The sequence below is a fragment of the Pseudomonas sp. G3-39 genome (assembly GCF_054790485.1).
This window is the reverse complement of sequence record NZ_CP186497.1, coordinates 2,437,053-2,454,180: the sequence shown is the minus strand read 5'-3', so window position 1 is coordinate 2,454,180 and position 17,128 is coordinate 2,437,053. Positions and strand designations below refer to the sequence as shown.

At 59.6% G+C, this 17,128-nt stretch carries 14 protein-coding genes; 8 read left to right on the top strand and 6 right to left on the bottom strand.

What is annotated here, in order from left to right; all coding sequences use genetic code 11:
* The 3 genes from ACOYXG_RS10930 to fabI are packed head-to-tail and all read left to right on the top strand — an operon-like array spanning position 1 to position 3,446.
* Positions 1-1,020, top strand: a complete 1,020-nt coding sequence (locus ACOYXG_RS10930) for an ABC transporter permease (RefSeq protein WP_064587187.1) — start codon at positions 1-3, stop codon at positions 1,018-1,020.
* A 1-nt stretch (position 1,021) separates the two neighbouring features.
* Positions 1,022-2,632 carry an ABC transporter ATP-binding protein gene (locus ACOYXG_RS10925; protein WP_460357637.1) on the top strand — a complete coding sequence of 537 codons (1,611 nt, stop codon included), beginning with the start codon at positions 1,022-1,024 and terminating at the stop codon, positions 2,630-2,632.
* A gap of 19 nt (positions 2,633-2,651) precedes the next feature.
* Positions 2,652-3,446: an enoyl-ACP reductase FabI gene (gene fabI / locus ACOYXG_RS10920; RefSeq protein ID WP_003202751.1), complete on the top strand. Its 795-nt coding sequence runs from the start codon at positions 2,652-2,654 to the stop codon at positions 3,444-3,446.
* An 818-nt stretch (positions 3,447-4,264) separates the two neighbouring features.
* Here the strand turns inward: fabI and ACOYXG_RS10915 are convergent.
* The 4 genes from ACOYXG_RS10915 to ACOYXG_RS10900 all read right to left on the bottom strand — a co-directional run bounded on the left by ACOYXG_RS10915 (position 4,265) and on the right by ACOYXG_RS10900 (position 8,510).
* Positions 4,265-5,230 carry a sensor domain-containing diguanylate cyclase gene (locus ACOYXG_RS10915; protein WP_097087927.1) on the bottom strand — a complete coding sequence of 322 codons (966 nt, stop codon included), beginning with the start codon at positions 5,228-5,230 and terminating at the stop codon, positions 4,265-4,267.
* A gap of 61 nt (positions 5,231-5,291) precedes the next feature.
* Complete coding sequence (locus ACOYXG_RS10910; RefSeq protein ID WP_097087928.1) at positions 5,292-5,870, bottom strand: hypothetical protein; 579 nt, start codon at positions 5,868-5,870, stop codon at positions 5,292-5,294.
* A 1-nt stretch (position 5,871) separates the two neighbouring features.
* On the bottom strand, positions 5,872-8,034 hold the full coding sequence (locus ACOYXG_RS10905) for a xanthine dehydrogenase family protein molybdopterin-binding subunit (protein WP_460357633.1): 2,163 nt from the start codon (positions 8,032-8,034) through the stop codon (positions 5,872-5,874).
* Between the two features lie 20 nt (positions 8,035-8,054).
* A complete protein-coding gene (locus tag ACOYXG_RS10900) occupies positions 8,055-8,510 on the bottom strand; it encodes a (2Fe-2S)-binding protein (RefSeq protein ID WP_083366193.1) in 456 nt (151 codons plus the stop codon).
* 251 nt (positions 8,511-8,761) lie between these two features.
* On the opposite strand from ACOYXG_RS10900, the gene ACOYXG_RS10895 reads away from it, so the two are divergent.
* A complete protein-coding gene (locus ACOYXG_RS10895; protein WP_460357629.1) occupies positions 8,762-9,592 on the top strand; it encodes an alpha/beta fold hydrolase in 831 nt (276 codons plus the stop codon).
* Positions 9,593-9,853: 261 nt separating this feature from the next.
* Here the strand turns inward: ACOYXG_RS10895 and ACOYXG_RS10890 are convergent, their stop codons facing one another.
* Positions 9,854-10,246, bottom strand: coding sequence for a GFA family protein (locus ACOYXG_RS10890; RefSeq protein WP_460357626.1), 393 nt, complete (start codon positions 10,244-10,246; stop codon positions 9,854-9,856).
* 92 nt (positions 10,247-10,338) lie between these two features.
* Here ACOYXG_RS10890 and ACOYXG_RS10885 point away from each other — a divergent pair, with 92 nt between their 5' ends.
* The 3 genes from ACOYXG_RS10885 to ACOYXG_RS10875 all read left to right on the top strand — a co-directional run bounded on the left by ACOYXG_RS10885 (position 10,339) and on the right by ACOYXG_RS10875 (position 12,577).
* Positions 10,339-11,013, top strand: a complete 675-nt coding sequence (locus ACOYXG_RS10885) for a class I SAM-dependent methyltransferase (RefSeq protein ID WP_460357623.1) — start codon at positions 10,339-10,341, stop codon at positions 11,011-11,013.
* 191 nt (positions 11,014-11,204) lie between these two features.
* Positions 11,205-11,708: a VOC family protein gene (locus ACOYXG_RS10880; protein WP_096795948.1), complete on the top strand. Its 504-nt coding sequence runs from the start codon at positions 11,205-11,207 to the stop codon at positions 11,706-11,708.
* 35 nt (positions 11,709-11,743) lie between these two features.
* Positions 11,744-12,577 carry an AraC family transcriptional regulator gene (locus ACOYXG_RS10875; protein ID WP_135295520.1) on the top strand — a complete coding sequence of 278 codons (834 nt, stop codon included), beginning with the start codon at positions 11,744-11,746 and terminating at the stop codon, positions 12,575-12,577.
* 14 nt (positions 12,578-12,591) lie between these two features.
* Here the strand turns inward: ACOYXG_RS10875 and ACOYXG_RS10870 are convergent, their stop codons facing one another.
* Positions 12,592-13,179: a LysE family translocator gene (locus ACOYXG_RS10870; protein WP_095139638.1), complete on the bottom strand. Its 588-nt coding sequence runs from the start codon at positions 13,177-13,179 to the stop codon at positions 12,592-12,594.
* A 223-nt stretch (positions 13,180-13,402) separates the two neighbouring features.
* Here ACOYXG_RS10870 and ACOYXG_RS10865 point away from each other — a divergent pair, with 223 nt between their 5' ends.
* Entirely contained in the window at positions 13,403-17,086 is a 3,684-nt protein-coding gene (locus ACOYXG_RS10865) for a hypothetical protein (RefSeq protein WP_460357619.1), read from the top strand.
* Positions 17,087-17,128: the final 42 nt, after the last annotated feature.

The window sequence follows — 17,128 nt, the reverse complement described above, 5'->3', positions numbered from 1 at the left end:
ATGAATCTGTCCCCTCTCAACCGCCGCCGGTTCGAACTGTTCAAGGCCAACAAGCGTGGCTGGTGGTCGCTGTGGCTGTTTCTGATCCTGTTCGGCCTGAGCCTCGGCGCCGAGCTGATCGCCAACGACAAGCCGCTGGTGGTGCATTACGACAACAACTGGTACTTCCCGGCGATCAAGCGCTACCCGGAAACCACCTTCGGCGGCGAGTTCCCGCTGGAAGCCAACTACAAGAGCCCGTACATCCGCGAACTGCTCAAGGCCAAGGATGCGTGGGTGTTGTGGGCGCCGATCCCCTACAGCTACCAGAGCATCAACTACGACCTGAAAGTCCCGGCCCCGGCCCCGCCCTCGGCGGACAACCTGCTGGGCACCGACGATCAGGGCCGCGATGTGCTGGCGCGGGTGATCTACGGCTTCCGCATTTCGGTACTGTTCGCGCTGACCCTGACTGTGCTCAGCTCGATCATCGGCGTGATTGCCGGCGCGCTGCAGGGTTTCTATGGCGGCTGGGTCGATCTGGCCGGGCAACGCTTTCTGGAGATCTGGTCGGGATTGCCGGTGCTGTACCTGCTGATCATCCTTGCCAGTTTCGTCCAGCCGAATTTCTGGTGGCTGCTGGGGATCATGCTGCTGTTCTCGTGGATGAGCCTGGTCGACGTGGTGCGCGCCGAGTTCCTGCGTGGCCGCAACCTCGAATACGTACGTGCGGCACGGGCGCTGGGCATGCAGAACGGTGCGATCATGTTCCGCCACATCCTGCCCAACGCGATGGTCTCGACCATGACCTTCATGCCGTTCATTCTTACCGGCGCCATCGGCACCCTGACCGCGCTGGATTTCCTCGGTTTCGGTTTGCCGGCCGGCAGTCCGTCGCTGGGTGAACTGGTGGCCCAGGGCAAATCCAACTTGCAGGCACCATGGCTGGGCATGAGCGCGTTCGCGGTGCTGGCGCTGATGTTGAGTTTGCTGGTGTTTATCGGCGAGTCCGCTCGCGATGCCTTCGACCCGAGGAAGTGAAATGAATCAGGACAATCTGATCGAAGTGCGCGACCTCGCCGTCGAGTTCGGCTTCAACGAGCGCCTGCACCGGGTGGTCGAGGGCGTGAGCTTCGACATCAAACGCGGCGAAACCCTGGCCCTGGTCGGCGAGTCCGGCTCGGGCAAATCGGTGACGGCGCACTCGATCCTGCGCCTGCTGCCCTACCCGCTGGCCCGCCATCCGGCCGGCAGCATCAACTATGCCGGGCAGAATCTGCTGGGGCTGAGCGAAAAGACCATCCGGCATATTCGCGGCAACCGCATCGCGATGATCTTTCAGGAGCCGATGACCTCGCTCAACCCGCTGCACTCGATCGAGAAGCAGATCAACGAGATCCTCGGCATCCACAAGGGTCTGAGCGGCAAAGTCGCGACCAAGCGCACTTTGGAGCTGCTGGAGATGGTCGGCATTCCCGAGCCGCACAAACGCCTCAAGGCCCTGCCCCACGAATTGTCCGGCGGCCAGCGCCAGCGGGTAATGATCGCCATGGCGTTGGCCAACGAGCCGGAACTGCTGATCGCCGACGAGCCGACCACCGCACTGGACGTGACCGTTCAGCTGAAAATCCTCGATTTGCTCAAGGAACTTCAGGCTCGATTGGGCATGTCGCTGCTACTGATCAGTCACGATTTGAACCTGGTGCGAAGAATTGCGCATCGCGTATGTGTCATGCAGCGCGGTTGCATCGTCGAACAGGCATCGTGCGCAGAGCTGTTCCGTTCGCCGCAGCATCCGTACACTCGGGAATTGCTCGGCGCGGAGCCCAGCGGAGGCCCGGCGACCAATAAAATCGGGGCGCCGCTGCTCGAAGTCGAGAACCTCAAAGTCTGGTTCCCGATCAAGAAAGGCCTGCTCAAGCGCACGGTGGATTACGTCAAGGCAGTGGACGGCATCAATTTCAGCCTGCCTCAGGGACAAACGCTGGGGATCGTAGGGGAAAGCGGTTCCGGCAAATCCACCCTCGGTCTGGCAATTTTGCGGCTGATCGGCAGCAAAGGCGCGATCCGCTTTGAGGGCAAGCAGCTAGACTGCCTGACGCAGAATGAGGTTCGCCCGTTGCGGCGGGAGATGCAGGTGGTGTTTCAGGACCCGTTCGGCAGCCTGAGCCCGCGGATGTGCGTGAGCGACATCGTTGGCGAAGGCCTGCGGATTCACAGGATGGGCACCGCCGCCGAGCAGGAAGCGGCGATTATTGCGGCATTGAAGGAGGTAGGTCTGGATCCGGAAACCCGGCACCGCTACCCTCACGAATTTTCCGGTGGGCAACGGCAACGTATCGCCATTGCCCGGGCTTTGGTGCTGAAACCGGCGCTGATCCTGCTGGACGAGCCGACTTCCGCGCTCGACCGCACGGTGCAGCGGCAAGTGGTGGAGCTGTTGCGTTCACTGCAAGCCAAGTACAACCTGACGTATTTGTTCATCAGCCATGACCTGGCTGTCGTCAAAGCGCTGAGCCACCAACTGATGGTGGTCAAGCATGGCCAAGTGGTCGAACAGGGAGACGCGCAAGATATTTTTGCCGCCCCCAAACATCCGTATACACAGCAGTTGCTGGAAGCCGCTTTTTTGGCACCAGCCACTGCGCAATAACCTGAAAGAGGAGCAACACATGGGTTTTCTCGCCGGTAAGCGCGTACTGATCGTCGGTGTCGCCAGCAAGCTGTCCATCGCATCCGGCATCGCTGCCGCCATGCATCGCGAGGGCGCTGAGCTTGCCTTCACTTATCAGAACGACAAACTGAAAGGTCGTGTTGAGGAATTCGCTCAAGGCTGGGGTTCGAGCCCTGAGCTGTGCTTCCCGTGCGACGTGGCCAGCGATGAAGAAATCGCCAAGGTCTTCGAAGAGTTGAGCAAGAAGTGGGACGGCCTGGACTGCATCGTGCACTCCGTCGGCTTCGCCCCGGGCGACCAACTGGACGGCGACTTCACCGAAGCCACCACCCGTGAAGGTTTCCGCATCGCTCACGACATCAGCGCCTACAGCTTCGTGGCCCTGGCCAAGGCTGGCCGCGAAATGATGAAAGGCCGCAACGGCAGCCTGCTGACCCTGTCGTACCTGGGCGCCGAGCGCACCATGCCGAACTACAACGTGATGGGCATGGCCAAGGCTTCGCTGGAAGCTGGCGTACGCTACCTGGCCGGCTCCCTGGGCCCGGACGGCACCCGCGTCAACTGCGTATCGGCTGGCCCGATCCGTACCCTGGCAGCCTCGGGCATCAAGAACTTCCGCAAGATGCTGGCCGCCAACGAAGCGCAAACCCCACTGCGCCGCAACGTCACCATCGAAGAAGTCGGCAACGCCGGCGCCTTCCTGTGCTCCGACCTGGCGTCGGGCATCAGCGGTGAAATCATGTACGTGGACGGCGGCTTCAACACCACCGCCATGGGCAACATCGAAGAGTAATCTTCGGTCTGCCGATAAAAAACCCGCCAATCGGCGGGTTTTTTTGTGCCTGCAAAGTCTTCAACAACCCAAATCCCCTGTAGGAGTGAGCCTGAATTTCGTGAACAGCGGATAAACCTGTGGGAGTGGGCTTGCTCACGAAGAGGCCGGCACATTCAACATGGATATCGCCTGACCGGACGCTTTCGCGAGCAAGCTCGCTCCCACACTGTTTTTACGATGTGCCTGAATTTTATGGGCAGCCGACAAACCTGTGGGAGTGAGCTTGCTCACGAAGAGGCTGGCACATTCGACATGGATATAGCCTGAGCGGACGCTTTCGCGAGCAAGCCCGCTCCCACAGGGTTCTGCGGTGTATCTGGATTTTGTGGGCAGCCGACAAACCTGTGGGAGTGGGCTTGCTCACGAAGAGGCCGGCACATTCAACATGGATATCGCCTGACCGGACGCTTTCGCGAGCAAGCCCGCTCCCACAGGGTTCTGCGCTGCACCTGAATTTTGTGAGCACCCGATAAACCTGTGGGAGTGGGCTTGCTCACGAAGAGGCTGGCACATTCAACATGGATATCGCCTGGCCGGACGCTTTCGCGAGCAAGCCCGCTCCCACACTGTTTTGCGATGCGCCTGAACTTTGTGGGCAGCGGACAAACCTGTGGGAGTGGGCTTGCTCACGAAGAGGCTGGCACATTCGACATGGATATAGCCTGACCGGACGCTTTCGCGAGCAAGCCCGCTCCCACAGGGTTCTGCGGTGTGCCGGGATTTCGTGGGCAGCCGCTAAATCTGTGGGAGCTGGCTTGCCAGCGATGAGGCCTGAATCAGCGCCGTTTCAACGCCTGCTTGTGCGCATACATCGCCTCGTCGGCATCGGCCAGCAGTCGATCCACCGTTTCATGGCGTTGCGGATCGTATTCGATCTGGCCGACGCTGAAGCGAATCTCGTAGCCGCGCTGCAACATCGCATTGCGCTCGTCGAGGATTTCCTTGAGCCGCGCCATGATCGCTGTGGTTTCAACGTGACTGGAGCCGGTCAGCAGCGCCACGAACTCGTCACCACCCAAGCGCCCGACCACATCGCTCTCGCGAAAAGCGATGCGCAGCACATCGGCAAAGGTCTTCAGCGCACTGTCGCCCTCGGCATGGCCGTAACGATCGTTGATCTGTTTGAAGTCATTGAGATCGAAAAACAGCAGCGTCGCCGGTTTGTCCCGGTGTTTGCAGGCGTCCAGCGCATGCTGGGCCAGGGTCTTGAAGCCGCGGCGGTTGGACAGCAGCGTCAGCTCGTCCATGCTCGCCATCTGCACCGCCATCAACTCCTGCTCGGCCATGCCGGCCAGATCGCGCAACAGCCCGCGCTCCTCGTCGTCGAGTTCGCGTGGCTGGGTGTCGATCAGGCACAACGTGCCCATTTTGTTGCCGTTGGGCACGGTCAGCGGGTAGCCCGCGTAGAAACGGATGTTCGGCTCGCCGGTGACCAGCGGATTGTCATGAAAGCGTTTGTCCCGCTTGGCATCTGGCACCAGCAGCAATTCGTCCTGAAGAATCGCGTGCCCACAGAACGACACATCACGCGGGGTTTCGTTGACGTCGAGCCCGACGCAAGACTTGAACCATTGCCGATCCTTGTCCACCAGCGTGACCAGCGCAATCGGCACGTTGAACAGGCGTTTGGCCAGACGGGTCAAACGGTCGAAACGTTCTTCGGGCGCCGAATCAAGTACATTCAAGCCGTGCAGCGCTTGAATTCGGGTGGCTTCATTGGCGGGTTTGATCGGGGCCAGCATCACGCACTCCATCAGGGTCAACGACCCTTAGAGTAGCTTGATTCGCCAGCGACTCACACACTCAACCGCCCGCAACCGGACATGGTCCGCCAGCGTCGGCCCAAAGCTTGAACTGGGCCACAAAAATGTCATGCGGTACCGGCACCGGCGCACGCCCTGCCCCGGGATTCCAGCCCCACAGCACCAGTTTGTCGTCGCTGACATGTTTGATCAGCGCGGCGAAGTCACGGTCACCATTGCTCGAACGATCCTTGATCATCGCGCACAACTTGTCCGGCGGCAGGCCGATCCAGGCCATCTTGTGCGCCGCCGGCGGCAGGCTCCAGTGCGGCGCCCCCGGTGGCGCATGCGGGCCATAACTCTCCGGCGGATTGCTCTCGGCGTGGCAGGTGGCGCAAGGCAAACCGGCGGCGCCCTTACCGTCCATGCCGCGCACCACATTCATCGCGTGCGGTTTGCCCGCATCGAACTGCAGCGGCGAGTCGCCGGGGATGTGGCAGTTCTGGCAGCGCGGGCTCTGGAACACCTTCTGCACCGTGCCGAACGCCTTGAGTGCCTCCTGATCGTCGGCGAACAGGTCCGAGGCGTAGCCGCCCAAACCCAGCAAAATCACCGTGCCCAACAGCAGATGTCGTTTCATCTCACACCCCCGACAGTTGCAGCGGCAGTTCACGCAGGCGTTGCCCGGTCAGCGCATACACGGCATTGGCCACCGCCGGCGCGGTGGGCGGAACCCCGGCTTCGCCGATGCCGCCGGGTTTGTCGCTGCTGGGTACGATATGCACCTCGACCAGCGGCATCTCGTTGAGCCGCAGCACCTGATAGTCGTGATAATTGGATTGCACCACCGCACCGTCCTTGACCGTCAGCTTGCTGTGCAGCGCCATGCCCAGGCCAAAGGTGATGCACGATTCCATCTGCGCCGCGATGCTCTGCGGGTTGACCGCGATCCCGCAATCCACCGCACACACCACGCGGTGCACGCGGATCGCCAGATTGTCCTGCGAGACCTCGGCCACCTGCGCCACATAACTGCCGAAGGATTCGTGCACCGCCACGCCCAACGCATGGCCGTCCGGCAATGGCGCTGTCCAGTTGGCCTTCTCCACCGCCAGATTCAGCACGCCGAGATGCCGCGCATGATCCTTGAGCAAGGTGCGTCGGTACTCCACCGGATCCTTGCCCGCCGCCGTGGCCATCTCATCGATCAGCGACTCCATGACGAACGCGGTGTGGCTGTGCCCCACCGAACGCAGCCACAGCACATTGATCCCGGTCTGCGGCGAATGCAGCTCGACCTGTTGATGGGCCAGGCCCTTGATATACGGGCTGTCGGCCACGCCTTCGACCGAAGTCGCGTCGATGCCGTTCTTGACCATGGTCTGTTCGAGCATGGTGCCGGCCATGATCGACTGACCCACCAGCACATGCTGCCAGCTCAGCGGCATGCCCTGCCCGTCCAGGCCTATGCGCGCCTGATGCAGGAACATCGAGCGGTAATAACCGCCGCGAATGTCATCCTCGCGCGACCACACGGTTTTCACCGGCATCCCGGCGGCTTTCGCCACTTGCACCGCTTCGGCGACGAAGTCCGAGGTCGGATTGGCCCGCCGCCCGAATCCGCCGCCAAGAAATTCGGTGTGAATTTCCACCTGTTCCGGTTTGAGTCCGGTGATCTTGCCGGCGACCATCTGGTCCAGGGTCTGGAATTGCGTGCCGGTCCAGATCTCGCACTTTTCGGCGCTGATCTTCACCGTACAGTTCAGCGGTTCCATCGGTGCGTGCGCCAGATACGGCACACTGTATTCGACGTCGATTTTCTTCGCCGCCTTGTCGAAGTTGCCTTGCGGATCCCCGGCCTGACTGGCGGAAGTGCCCGGTGTCGCCGCCAGTTTGCGGAAGCTGTCGAGCAGCCCCTGGCTACTCAAGTCAGTGTGCGGCCCCATGTCCCAATCGACTTTCAATGCATCACGACCGAGTTTCGCCGCCCAGTAATGCTCGGCAATCACCGCCACGCCGGTCGGCACCTGCACCACTTTGTGCACACCCGGCATCGCCAGCGCCTCGGCGCCTTCGAAGGATTTGACCGTGGCACCGAACACCGGCGCACGGGCGACCATCGCGGTCATCAGGCCTTCGAATTGCACGTCCATGCCGAACCTGGCGCGGCCGGTGATTTTCTCCGGGGTATCGAGGCGTTTGGTCGGTTTGCCGATGACTTTCCAGTCCTTGGCCTCTTTGAAGGTGATCGACTTTGGATCTGGCACTGGCAGTTGCCCGGCGGCGTCCGCCAGTTCGCCGTACGTCGCGCGTTTATCGCCGGCGATCACTACGCCGGACTCGGTGCGAATCGTCGACGCAGCGACGTTGAAGCGCTTGGCCGCCGCTTCCACCAGCATCTGCCGCGCCGTGGCCCCGGCGAGCCGGTAGCGGTCGAATTCCATCCAGGTCGAGGTCGAGCCGCCAGTAATCTGCATCCCGCCAAACGCGGGCATGCCGTAATTGGCCGCCGAGGCCGGCGAGTGTTCGACGCGAATCGTCGACCAGTCGGCGTCCAGCTCTTCGGCGATCAGCATGGTCAGGCCGGTCCAGATGCCCTGGCCCATTTCAGAATGCCCGAGCAACACCGTCACGCTGTTGTCGGCGGCAATGCGCAAAAACGCATTCGGCGCGAAGACCTTGCCTTCATTCTCCGCCGCCAGAGCAAAACGATGGGCACCGGGGACGACAAACGCCACCACCAGACCGCCACCCAGCACGGCACTGCCCTTGAGAAATCCGCGACGCGATACAGGACTGTTCATCAGCCTTCTCCCAACATGCCTCAGCCGATTTCGGACGCGCGCTTGACCGCCGCGCGGATCCGGGGATAGGTGCCGCAACGGCAAATATTGCCGGAGAGCGCCTGATCGATATCGCTGTCGGTGGGTTTGGGGATCTTCGCCAGCAGCGCGGCGGCCGACATGATCTGCCCCGACTGGCAGTAGCCGCACTGCACCACATCAAGTTCGGCCCAGGCCTGCTGCACCGGGTGCGAGCCATCGGTCGAAAGGCCTTCGATGGTGAGAATTTTCTGCCCGTTGGCCACGGCGGTGGCGGGCGTGATACAGGCACGCAATGGTGCGCCATCGACGTGTACGGTGCAGGCGCCGCACTGGGCCATGCCACAGCCGAATTTGGTACCGGTCAGGTGCGCAACGTCACGCAGGACCCAGAGCAACGGCATGTCGGCCGGCACATCGAGCTCCTGATCCTTGCCATTGATATTCAAGGTCAGCATCGGGGGATTTCCTCAGACTCACGGTGTTCTGAAGGGGCGCCGCTACGGCCGTGGAAGCCTGTGCGCGCCTCGGCTTATCCCTTTCAGCAAAGCCTAATTTGCGCGTGAAGCCAGACGTGGCGACCACCGGTCATGCCCTATCGCAAAAATGTCGACTTTAATCTTCTGGCTGATAACGGCGCTTATCCGAACCCTCACGACCGGTCTGCGACAAGCGCGGTAACCCATCACAAAGGTCAGGAGTCGCGAACATGGGATTTGTCACCACCAAAGACGGCGTCGATATTTTCTACAAGGACTGGGGCCCGAAGGACGCCCCGGTGATCCACTTCCACCACGGCTGGCCGCTCAGCTCGGATGACTGGGATGCGCAGATGCTGTTCTTCCTGGGCCAGGGTTTTCGAGTGATCGCCCATGACCGCCGGGGGCACGGAAGGTCGAGTCAGGTCTGGGACGGCCATGACATGGACCATTACGCCGACGATGCGCTGGCGGTGGTTCAGCACCTGGGGGTGAAGAACGTGGTGCATGTCGGCCACTCCACCGGCGGCGGCGAGGTCATCCACTACATCGCCCGGCATGGTCAGGACAACGTCGCCAAAGGCGTATTGATCAGCGCGGTGCCACCGTTGATGGTCAAGACCGAAAGCAATCCGGGTGGTTTGCCGAAATCGGTGTTCGACGATTTTCAGGCGCAACTGGCGGCCAATCGTGCGCAGTTCTACCGCGATATCCCCAGCGGGCCGTTTTATGGCTATAACCGCCCCGGGGCCAAGCCGTCTGAGGGGATCATCGGCAACTGGTGGCGTCAGGGCATGATCGGCGGCGCCAAGGCGCATTACGACGGGATCGTTGCGTTCTCGCAGACCGATTTCACTGAAGACCTGAAGAAAGTCACCGTGCCGGTGCTGGTGATGCATGGCGAGGACGATCAGATCGTACCGTATGCGAACTCGGGGCCTTTGTCGGCGAAACTGCTGCCAAATGGCGCGTTGAAGTCGTATCCGGGGTTTCCGCACGGGATGCCGACGACTGAGGCGGAGACGATCAATGCGGATCTGCTGGCATTTATTCGCGGCTGACAAACATCATTGTGGGAGCTGGCTTGCCAGCGATGGCGGTGGATCAGGCAACATCAATTGTGGATGTGCCAGCCTCATCGCTGGCAAGCCAGCTCCCACAGGTTTTCAGGTGGTTGCTGAATACTCGGTCACACCAGGGACCGTGTGGGAGCCAGCCTGCTGGCGAAGGCAATCGGTCAATCAATGATGGGTTGGCTGACCCAGAGCATTCGCGAGCAAGCTCGCTCCCACAGGGGGCTGGGTGGCTGTCTTGACTGTGTACTACGCCTCGGTGCGCCCCGTGCGTTCGCGATCACGTTCATAGTGGTGCACCAGTGGCAGCGCCGGCAACCATGACTCACGCCGTACAGTCCACAGTTCATAAGTCGGCTTGAACTGGTTCGGCGCGTCCAGCGAGCCGACATTCACTTCAATTTCATCCCCCGAACGCGCCAGTACCGGCGAACCACAGCGCGGACAGAACACCCGCCCTTGATATTCGCCGGTCTTGCCACTGACGGTCAGCGCATTCTCGGGAAATATCGCCGAGGCATGAAACAACGTGCCGTGGTGTTTGCGGCAATCGAGGCAGTGGCAGATGCCGACACGGTAAGGTTCGCCTGATGCTTCGAAACGCACATCGCCGCACAGGCAGCCGCCAGTTAATGGGCTCATGGTGTCTATCCTCTGCCAGACTCTGTTCAGCCTTTGACCATAGCAGTCGTACAAGCCAACGCCCACATTCTGCCTTTGCCGGAGACCGCGCCATGCCCTCCCCTGAATCCACCTTGTTACAGAGCTGGCACGCCAACGCTGATGCCTGGATCGAAGCGATCCGCAGCGGTGCCATCGAAAGCCGTCAGCAGGTCACCGATCAGGCGATCCTGCTGGCGGTCATGGGCCGCCAACCGGAGTGCGTGCTGGATCTGGGCTGCGGCGAAGGCTGGTTGTTGCGGGCGCTGGCGGATCGCGGTATCGATGTAGCAGGCGTCGATGGCGATGCGACGTTGATCGAGGCGGCACGGGCGGGCGGTTCAGCCAATGTGCATGTCGCCAGTTACCAGACGCTGGTCGAGGCCGAAGTCGACATCGGTCGTGATTACGATTTGATCTGCGCCAACTTCTCGCTACTGCATCAGGACATCATTCCATTGCTCGCCGCGATGCAGGCGTTGCTGGTTCCCGGCGGCGCCATGATCATTCAGACCCTGCATCCGTGGGCCGTGGCGGCCGGCGATTATCAGGATGGCTGGCGTGAAGAGTTCTTCGCCGGGTTCAAGGGCCAGTGGCAGCCGATGCCGTGGTATTTCCGCACGCTGTCGAGCTGGTGCAACGCGCTGGACATGGCCGGGTTTCAACTGGTCAGCCTGCAGGAGCCGCAGCATCCGCAAAGCCCGGTGCCGCAGTCGCTGTTGATGATTGCCGAGCGGCGCTCCTTGTAGGAGTGAGCCTGCTCGCGATGGCGTCGTCGCAGCTTGCATAGGCGTTGCCTGACCCTACGCCATCGCGAGCAGGCTCACTCCTACAGGGTTTGGCGGCAAGCGACGCACTTGTCGATCTACGGCACCGCCATTCGACCAAGGACTGACTACGCTGTAAATCCTGCGTGTCTAACCTGCCGAGGATGACTGCCATGCAACGCTTTCAAAAACTCACACCGTGCCTGTGGTTCGATGATCAGGCCGAAGCCGCCGCGAAGTTCTATTGCTCGATCTTCGACCATTCGAAAATCACCGGCCTGACCCACTACAGTAAGGTCGGCCAGGAATTTCACGGCAAGCCGGAAGGCGCGGTGATGACCGTCAGTTTCGAACTCGACGGCCAGACCTTCACCGGCCTCAACGGCGGGCCGATGTTCAAGTTCAGTGAGGCCATTTCGTTTCAGGTCAATTGCCAGAATCAGGAAGAAGTCGACCACTTCTGGGGCAACCTGTCGGCAGGCGGCCCGGTCGAGGCCCAGCAATGCGGCTGGCTCAAGGACAAGTTCGGCGTGTCGTGGCAGATCGTGCCGGTGGCGTTCATGCACATGATGCTGGACCCCGACACCAGCAAGTCGCAACGGGCGATGCAGGCCATGTTCAAGATGAAAAAACTCGACATCGCCGAACTGGAGCGGGCCTTTGCCGGCCAGAGCTAATACACTCCGGTTCTGGCCTGCCTGGAACCATAACGATGAAACACGCTGCCGCCAAAAAACCTGAAAAAGCCCCTCGCTTCTGGCGCGACGATGCCCTGCCCTTCATCGAAGCGCGGGCCATCGCCGATGGCCGTGAGGTCTGCTACTCACGCCATTCCCATGCGCATTTTTCGATTGGCGCGATCACCGCCGGGCGGAGCATTTATGTGCATGAGCAATCGACGTTCGAAGTCGCCGCCGGCACCGTGGTGCTGATGAATCCCGGCGACGTGCATGCCTGCAACCCGCTCGATGATCAGCCGTGGTCGTACTTGATGCTGTATGTCGAGACGCCGTGGCTGACTGATCTGCAGCATCAACTGGGGTTCAGTGCCGAGCTGGAGTTTCGGCGGTTTTCCACTACTCATCTGGATGACCCGCGACTGTTTCGTGACCTGCAAGGGCTTTACGCCACACTGGTCGACGAGCAGCAGGACGTACTGCGCAAACACAGCGCAGCGGTGGAGTTTTTCAGCGATCTGCAACTACGCTTGAACCCGGCTGAACCACCGTTGCGCGAACCGAATTTCAAGCTCGAACGCGCCGCCGACTTCATCCGCGAACACTGCACCGACCTGCTCAGCCTGGAGGACATCTGCACGGCGGCGCAGTTGTCACCGTCGTATCTGATCCGTACGTTCAAGCAGCATTACGGCATGACTCCGCATGCCTTTGTGGTCAACCAGCGCATCCAGTTCGCCCGCGAACGTCTGCGCAGCGGCCAGTTGATTGCCGATGTCGCGCTGGAAGCAGGGTTTGCCGATCAGGCGCATTTTCAGCGCGCATTCAAACAGCATCTGGCGGCGACTCCCGGCCAATATCGCGGCTGATCCTGGCGCCGGGCTCACGGCAACAGCAGATAACCCGCGCTCGCCGCCAGCAACAAGGCCATCAACCGATTGAACAGGCGCATCCCCTTCGGATTGCCCAGATACCCACGCAGAAACGTCCCGGCATAGACCCAGCAACCGACCGACAGATAACAGATCACCAGATACACCGCGGCGAACTGCCAGACCAGCCGCGCCTCGCCATCGGCGACAAACGCGCCCATCCCTGCCACACACGCCAGCCAGGCTTTCGGGTTGAGCCATTGCATCACCGCGCCGTACAACATCGACGGCGCCCGACCCGCCTCGCCGGCATGCAACTGGCCGTCATCGGCCGCCAGTTTCCAGGCCATGAACAACAGAAACGCCACCCCGGCCAACTGCACCACCCGGGTCAGGAACGGCCACAGTTTCAGGACTTCATGCAATCCCAGGCCCATCAGCACCAGCAACAGCACAAACCCCAGCGTCGCTCCCGCCACGTGCCGCTGACTGGCCCGAAAGCCGAACTGCGCACCGGAACTAAGCGCCACTATATTCACCGGCCCCGGGGTTATGGACGCCACTAGCGCGAACGCCGCCATCGACACAATCAGACTCATAACGCACCTGCCGCAGAGTGGGGAGAAAGAGACTCAGGCTAACTAAGGCATAGCCTCCTGTATTGAACAAAATTGCCCTCGTATCGACCGACAGGAAACATACATTGAAACCAATACTGCAGAACAAACCCTGACTGCGCCGATATAGTCGCCATGCGAAAACAAAACTTCGCTATACCCGTTTATTGACCCACCTATATAGCCATGGATGGACTGACACCCAATGACGACTTTAACCAATCTTTTTACCCCAGCACCTCTATCAAGTGAGCAACTTGAGCGACGTGCTATTGCGCAGGCAATGAGAGCCATGCTCGAAAAGTGGGAAAAGGCCAAGGCCAGCGACAACTATGCCTACCCCACCAACCGTGTTAATAACAAACAACTGTGCATATCGACTCTTGAGGGAAGTCTATTCAATCAAGCGCATTTTTCGGCACACATCGTCCTGCGCCAACTGGTACGTCAGCCACAATTCGTTGCAATCGTCGATACGTTAGAAATCAATGATGACAACTGGACACTGGTCAATAAAAAGGGCGAAATCTTTCAAGTCCATGAAATCCAAACAACTGTCGGGACGTTTATCGAGCGCATTGATATCACCCAGCAGATCAACGAGATTGATTCGTTGAAAGCCGACCTGCAACTGCTGGCCAGCAGTGCAGTCATGACAGGTGGCATCGTGTCTTCAAGCGACCGTCTGCCCTTGCTCAACTGGCTGCAGTTCCAGCAACTGAACCTGCCCGAGACCGCAGACCACTTGCAAAACCTGATTGCCTGGCTCGAACTGACGTTGCCGCTGCCACCGACACATGGCAACTACTGGGGGATATCGAACGAAACCGGCGCAACAGAGCTGTGCATCGACGAAGATCAGCAATCGGCTATCTACCAGGTCATCCATAAGTTGATGGACAAGGGCGAGCCGCGCGCGGAACCGCTGATCAATTATCTGGCGGGCGCACTGCTCAAGAAAGAGACGCCGACAGCCCTGCGTGAATACCCGCGTCGCGCCTGGGCACTGCTGATCGAGACCGAAGAAGCCAAAGCTTTCGCCCAGTCCTGCTTCGAAGCGTTGAACGAGCCGTCCATGGCCAATGCGACTGTGCTGAGCACAGAGCAGCGCAGTCGCCTGCTGGTCGCAGCGGTCATGCTGGATTTGTCGTTGGGTCGCGAAGACAAGAACCAGAACTTCATCGAGCAGAATATCTATAACCCAGGTTACGTGCAGGCTACCTCCCATGAGGTCAACCTGGCACTGGAACAGGCACTCGGGCGCCGACGTATAAAGGAGTATGCAGTTCCAATGACGCTGGAACTGATCCTCGCCGGACTTGCGCCCGAATTCCTGGTCAGAACACCCACGACGCTACAGATCGGCACGCCAGGCTGGGTAATTCTGCGCAAATCGGTAAGTCTGGCCGAGACCATCGCGCCTGGCCTGTCCAGTCAGATGTCCTATGACAAGCTGCTTGAATTGGGCGCGATCTTGCCCACTAGTGCCCAACAGCAGACCCTGCATGACTGGGCGAACCTGCAAGGCATCATGGACTGGTCGATGCTGAATGGCCTGGAACCGGAGAATGCCAATGACCTGCCAACCCAGGAACTGTTCAAGCAGGCAGCCAGCCAATACAACGCCCACCTCGAGGCGATCAACGCCGCACTGACAACGATCGCCACCCCACCGGTCAGTCGGCGCAAGCTGGCGAAAGCCGAGCTGTACGACGTAGGTTGCGATCCGATGATGCAAATAGCGTTGCCGGTCGAATACGGATACGAACGCCATTATCATTCCGTACTTGATGTTTATATGACCCGCAACTTGCTGTTCAAAAAGGGCTATGACAGGCAATCCGGCACAAGTATCTACAAGGCGTATCCGGATCTGCTGACACTCGAACCAATCAACGACATTTACGAGGCAAAAGTAAAAGAACACTTCAAGCAATACAAAACAGCCATCAATACCACTGTGCGTCTGACACTTTCACGATTGTCACTGGAAGAACGGATGGCACTTGAATTCGGCAAGGTGGCCATATTCACCGTTCGCGATTTCTCCATACAAACCCCGATAAACAGCAGCTTTGTGCCGTTTGATCCACGTAAGACAGCGCACTTCGGCAACATGCTGTTTTGCAAGTATGGATTGCAGTTCTACTGTTTTGAAATATTCCCCCTGCAAGGCATTTGCCGCAATAATCCGGCTCTTGCTGAAGCCTACATCCGCGGCCAGACACTCGATGAGATCGGATGGTTTACCGAGGGACCGAACGGCGACAAAGACTTCAAGTCGCTGACGTATCTTCATGCGCGATTCGAGAAAACCGCCTACTTCGAAGGCCAGCCCCCCTTGAGCGAGGAGCTGCGAGACAGGCCGGGCATCATTCTCGAACGCTTTGCCGAATTCGATGAACCTGACGACGCGCTACCCCTTACGCGTAGCCCTATGCACAGTTTCAACTCGGAACGTTTCGACAAGATCGGCGAAATCATTGCCGAACATAATCCCCCGACCCATTACGATCAGTTTTATGCAATCAGTTACGACAGACCCGCCCTGGAGAAGAAACATGATGACTGGGACAACGTCACCGAAACCATTCTCGACATCGTCATCCCGTTCCGCCAGTGCATCAGGGGCCTGTCCTCCAGTGACCCGGATCTTCGCAGCGGCGCCATATTCAGCTGTGTGATGGACCTGACCGCGATCCTCTTCGTCTTTGCCGGAGCGCTGGGGCCGTTCAGCAAGGCGCTGGGCAGCAGTACAAGACTGTTAAGCCTGAGCAAGGTCGGCGCAAGCGTAGCGCTGTCGGTGTTCAATCCGCTCGATGGCGTTCCGAAGCTGGTTTACGGTGGCGCCAGACTGGTCGGCAAAGGCGTGATGAAACTCAGCCATTTCGGCCATACCGTCATCCGGGCCGGAGCCGGACAACTTCGAGCGCTGAGCAGTACCAGCAGCGGCTCGTACGACCTGGTCAAGGCCCTGAGCAAGACCGGGGTTGCAGCGGAGATTCGCATGACGTTGCCGACGCTGGCGCATGCACGGGCATTGTTCAAGGATGATGCACTCGAAACAGTCGAACAGCTCGTCACACGCCTGAGCCAGGACGTTGTTTCCATACCCAAGGGCGGCAATGCGACAGAACTGCAGCATCTGTTCAACGCTGCAACGAGGGAAGCGACTCAGTCCTCAAAGGGATTCCAGCAACTGGAATCGTTAATCGGTCATGCCGCGGCGAACGACGTACTGATCAGCTTCACCAAAAGCAGAGGCCCCCGGTTCAACGGCACAAAGTTCACTACAAAAGCTGGTGACTATTCGGAAATACTTGGATCAATGGCCGAGCTTGAATCCAGGAAAGTCATCTATCTGAAGAATCATCAGCAAAGCATCTTGAAGACGGATCTGGGCAAGCCACCCTACAGCGACGTGATGCCCGAAACGGCGTTCAACCCGCAGGGTTTCACCGACAATGCGCAGAGAGCCGGAGCCTGGATGGTCAAGGGTTCGTCCTCCGACAACGAACTGGAGCACATTGTCGCGATCCTGCGCGAGTATACGAGCAACAATAAATCGCTCACCGATGCGAACGTGGTCAAAGAGATCCACGCTCGACTGGTGCCTCAACTGGCGGAGTCTGTGCGCGAGGTAGGACAGCCAACAAAATATGGTGGCAGCATCAGCGGTTATGCTTCGCTGGAACAACATCTGAAGACGCTCGATGCCGCCCATGAGCATGTCGACAAACACTTGCTGGCGGCCATCGCCGGTTTTCAAGGCTTCGGCGACGGCAATGGTCGTACCGCCAGCGCGGTGTATGCGATCAGCCAACTGCGCAACAATCGATTTGTACCGATGCCGAAACACGTGTTCATGTCGTTGAGCGATCTGGGCTAACCACTCAAAATCCGTGCCCCGTTTAAGGTGGCACGGATTTTT

What these genes read in the sequence shown, in the direction of transcription:
- ACOYXG_RS10930 (WP_064587187.1), top strand. Translation starts at nt 1, where the DNA reads ATGAATCTGTCCCCTCTCAACCGCCGCCGGTTCGAACTGTTCAAGGCC.
- ACOYXG_RS10925 (WP_460357637.1), top strand. Translation starts at nt 1,022, where the DNA reads ATGAATCAGGACAATCTGATCGAAGTGCGCGACCTCGCCGTCGAGTTC.
- fabI (WP_003202751.1), top strand. Translation starts at nt 2,652, where the DNA reads ATGGGTTTTCTCGCCGGTAAGCGCGTACTGATCGTCGGTGTCGCCAGC.
- ACOYXG_RS10915 (WP_097087927.1), bottom strand. Translation starts at nt 5,230, where the DNA reads ATGCTGGCCCCGATCAAACCCGCCAATGAAGCCACCCGAATTCAAGCG.
- ACOYXG_RS10910 (WP_097087928.1), bottom strand. Translation starts at nt 5,870, where the DNA reads ATGAAACGACATCTGCTGTTGGGCACGGTGATTTTGCTGGGTTTGGGC.
- ACOYXG_RS10905 (WP_460357633.1), bottom strand. Translation starts at nt 8,034, where the DNA reads ATGAACAGTCCTGTATCGCGTCGCGGATTTCTCAAGGGCAGTGCCGTG.
- ACOYXG_RS10900 (WP_083366193.1), bottom strand. Translation starts at nt 8,510, where the DNA reads ATGCTGACCTTGAATATCAATGGCAAGGATCAGGAGCTCGATGTGCCG.
- ACOYXG_RS10895 (WP_460357629.1), top strand. Translation starts at nt 8,762, where the DNA reads ATGGGATTTGTCACCACCAAAGACGGCGTCGATATTTTCTACAAGGAC.
- ACOYXG_RS10890 (WP_460357626.1), bottom strand. Translation starts at nt 10,246, where the DNA reads ATGAGCCCATTAACTGGCGGCTGCCTGTGCGGCGATGTGCGTTTCGAA.
- ACOYXG_RS10885 (WP_460357623.1), top strand. Translation starts at nt 10,339, where the DNA reads ATGCCCTCCCCTGAATCCACCTTGTTACAGAGCTGGCACGCCAACGCT.
- ACOYXG_RS10880 (WP_096795948.1), top strand. Translation starts at nt 11,205, where the DNA reads ATGCAACGCTTTCAAAAACTCACACCGTGCCTGTGGTTCGATGATCAG.
- ACOYXG_RS10875 (WP_135295520.1), top strand. Translation starts at nt 11,744, where the DNA reads ATGAAACACGCTGCCGCCAAAAAACCTGAAAAAGCCCCTCGCTTCTGG.
- ACOYXG_RS10870 (WP_095139638.1), bottom strand. Translation starts at nt 13,179, where the DNA reads ATGAGTCTGATTGTGTCGATGGCGGCGTTCGCGCTAGTGGCGTCCATA.
- ACOYXG_RS10865 (WP_460357619.1), top strand. Translation starts at nt 13,403, where the DNA reads ATGACGACTTTAACCAATCTTTTTACCCCAGCACCTCTATCAAGTGAG.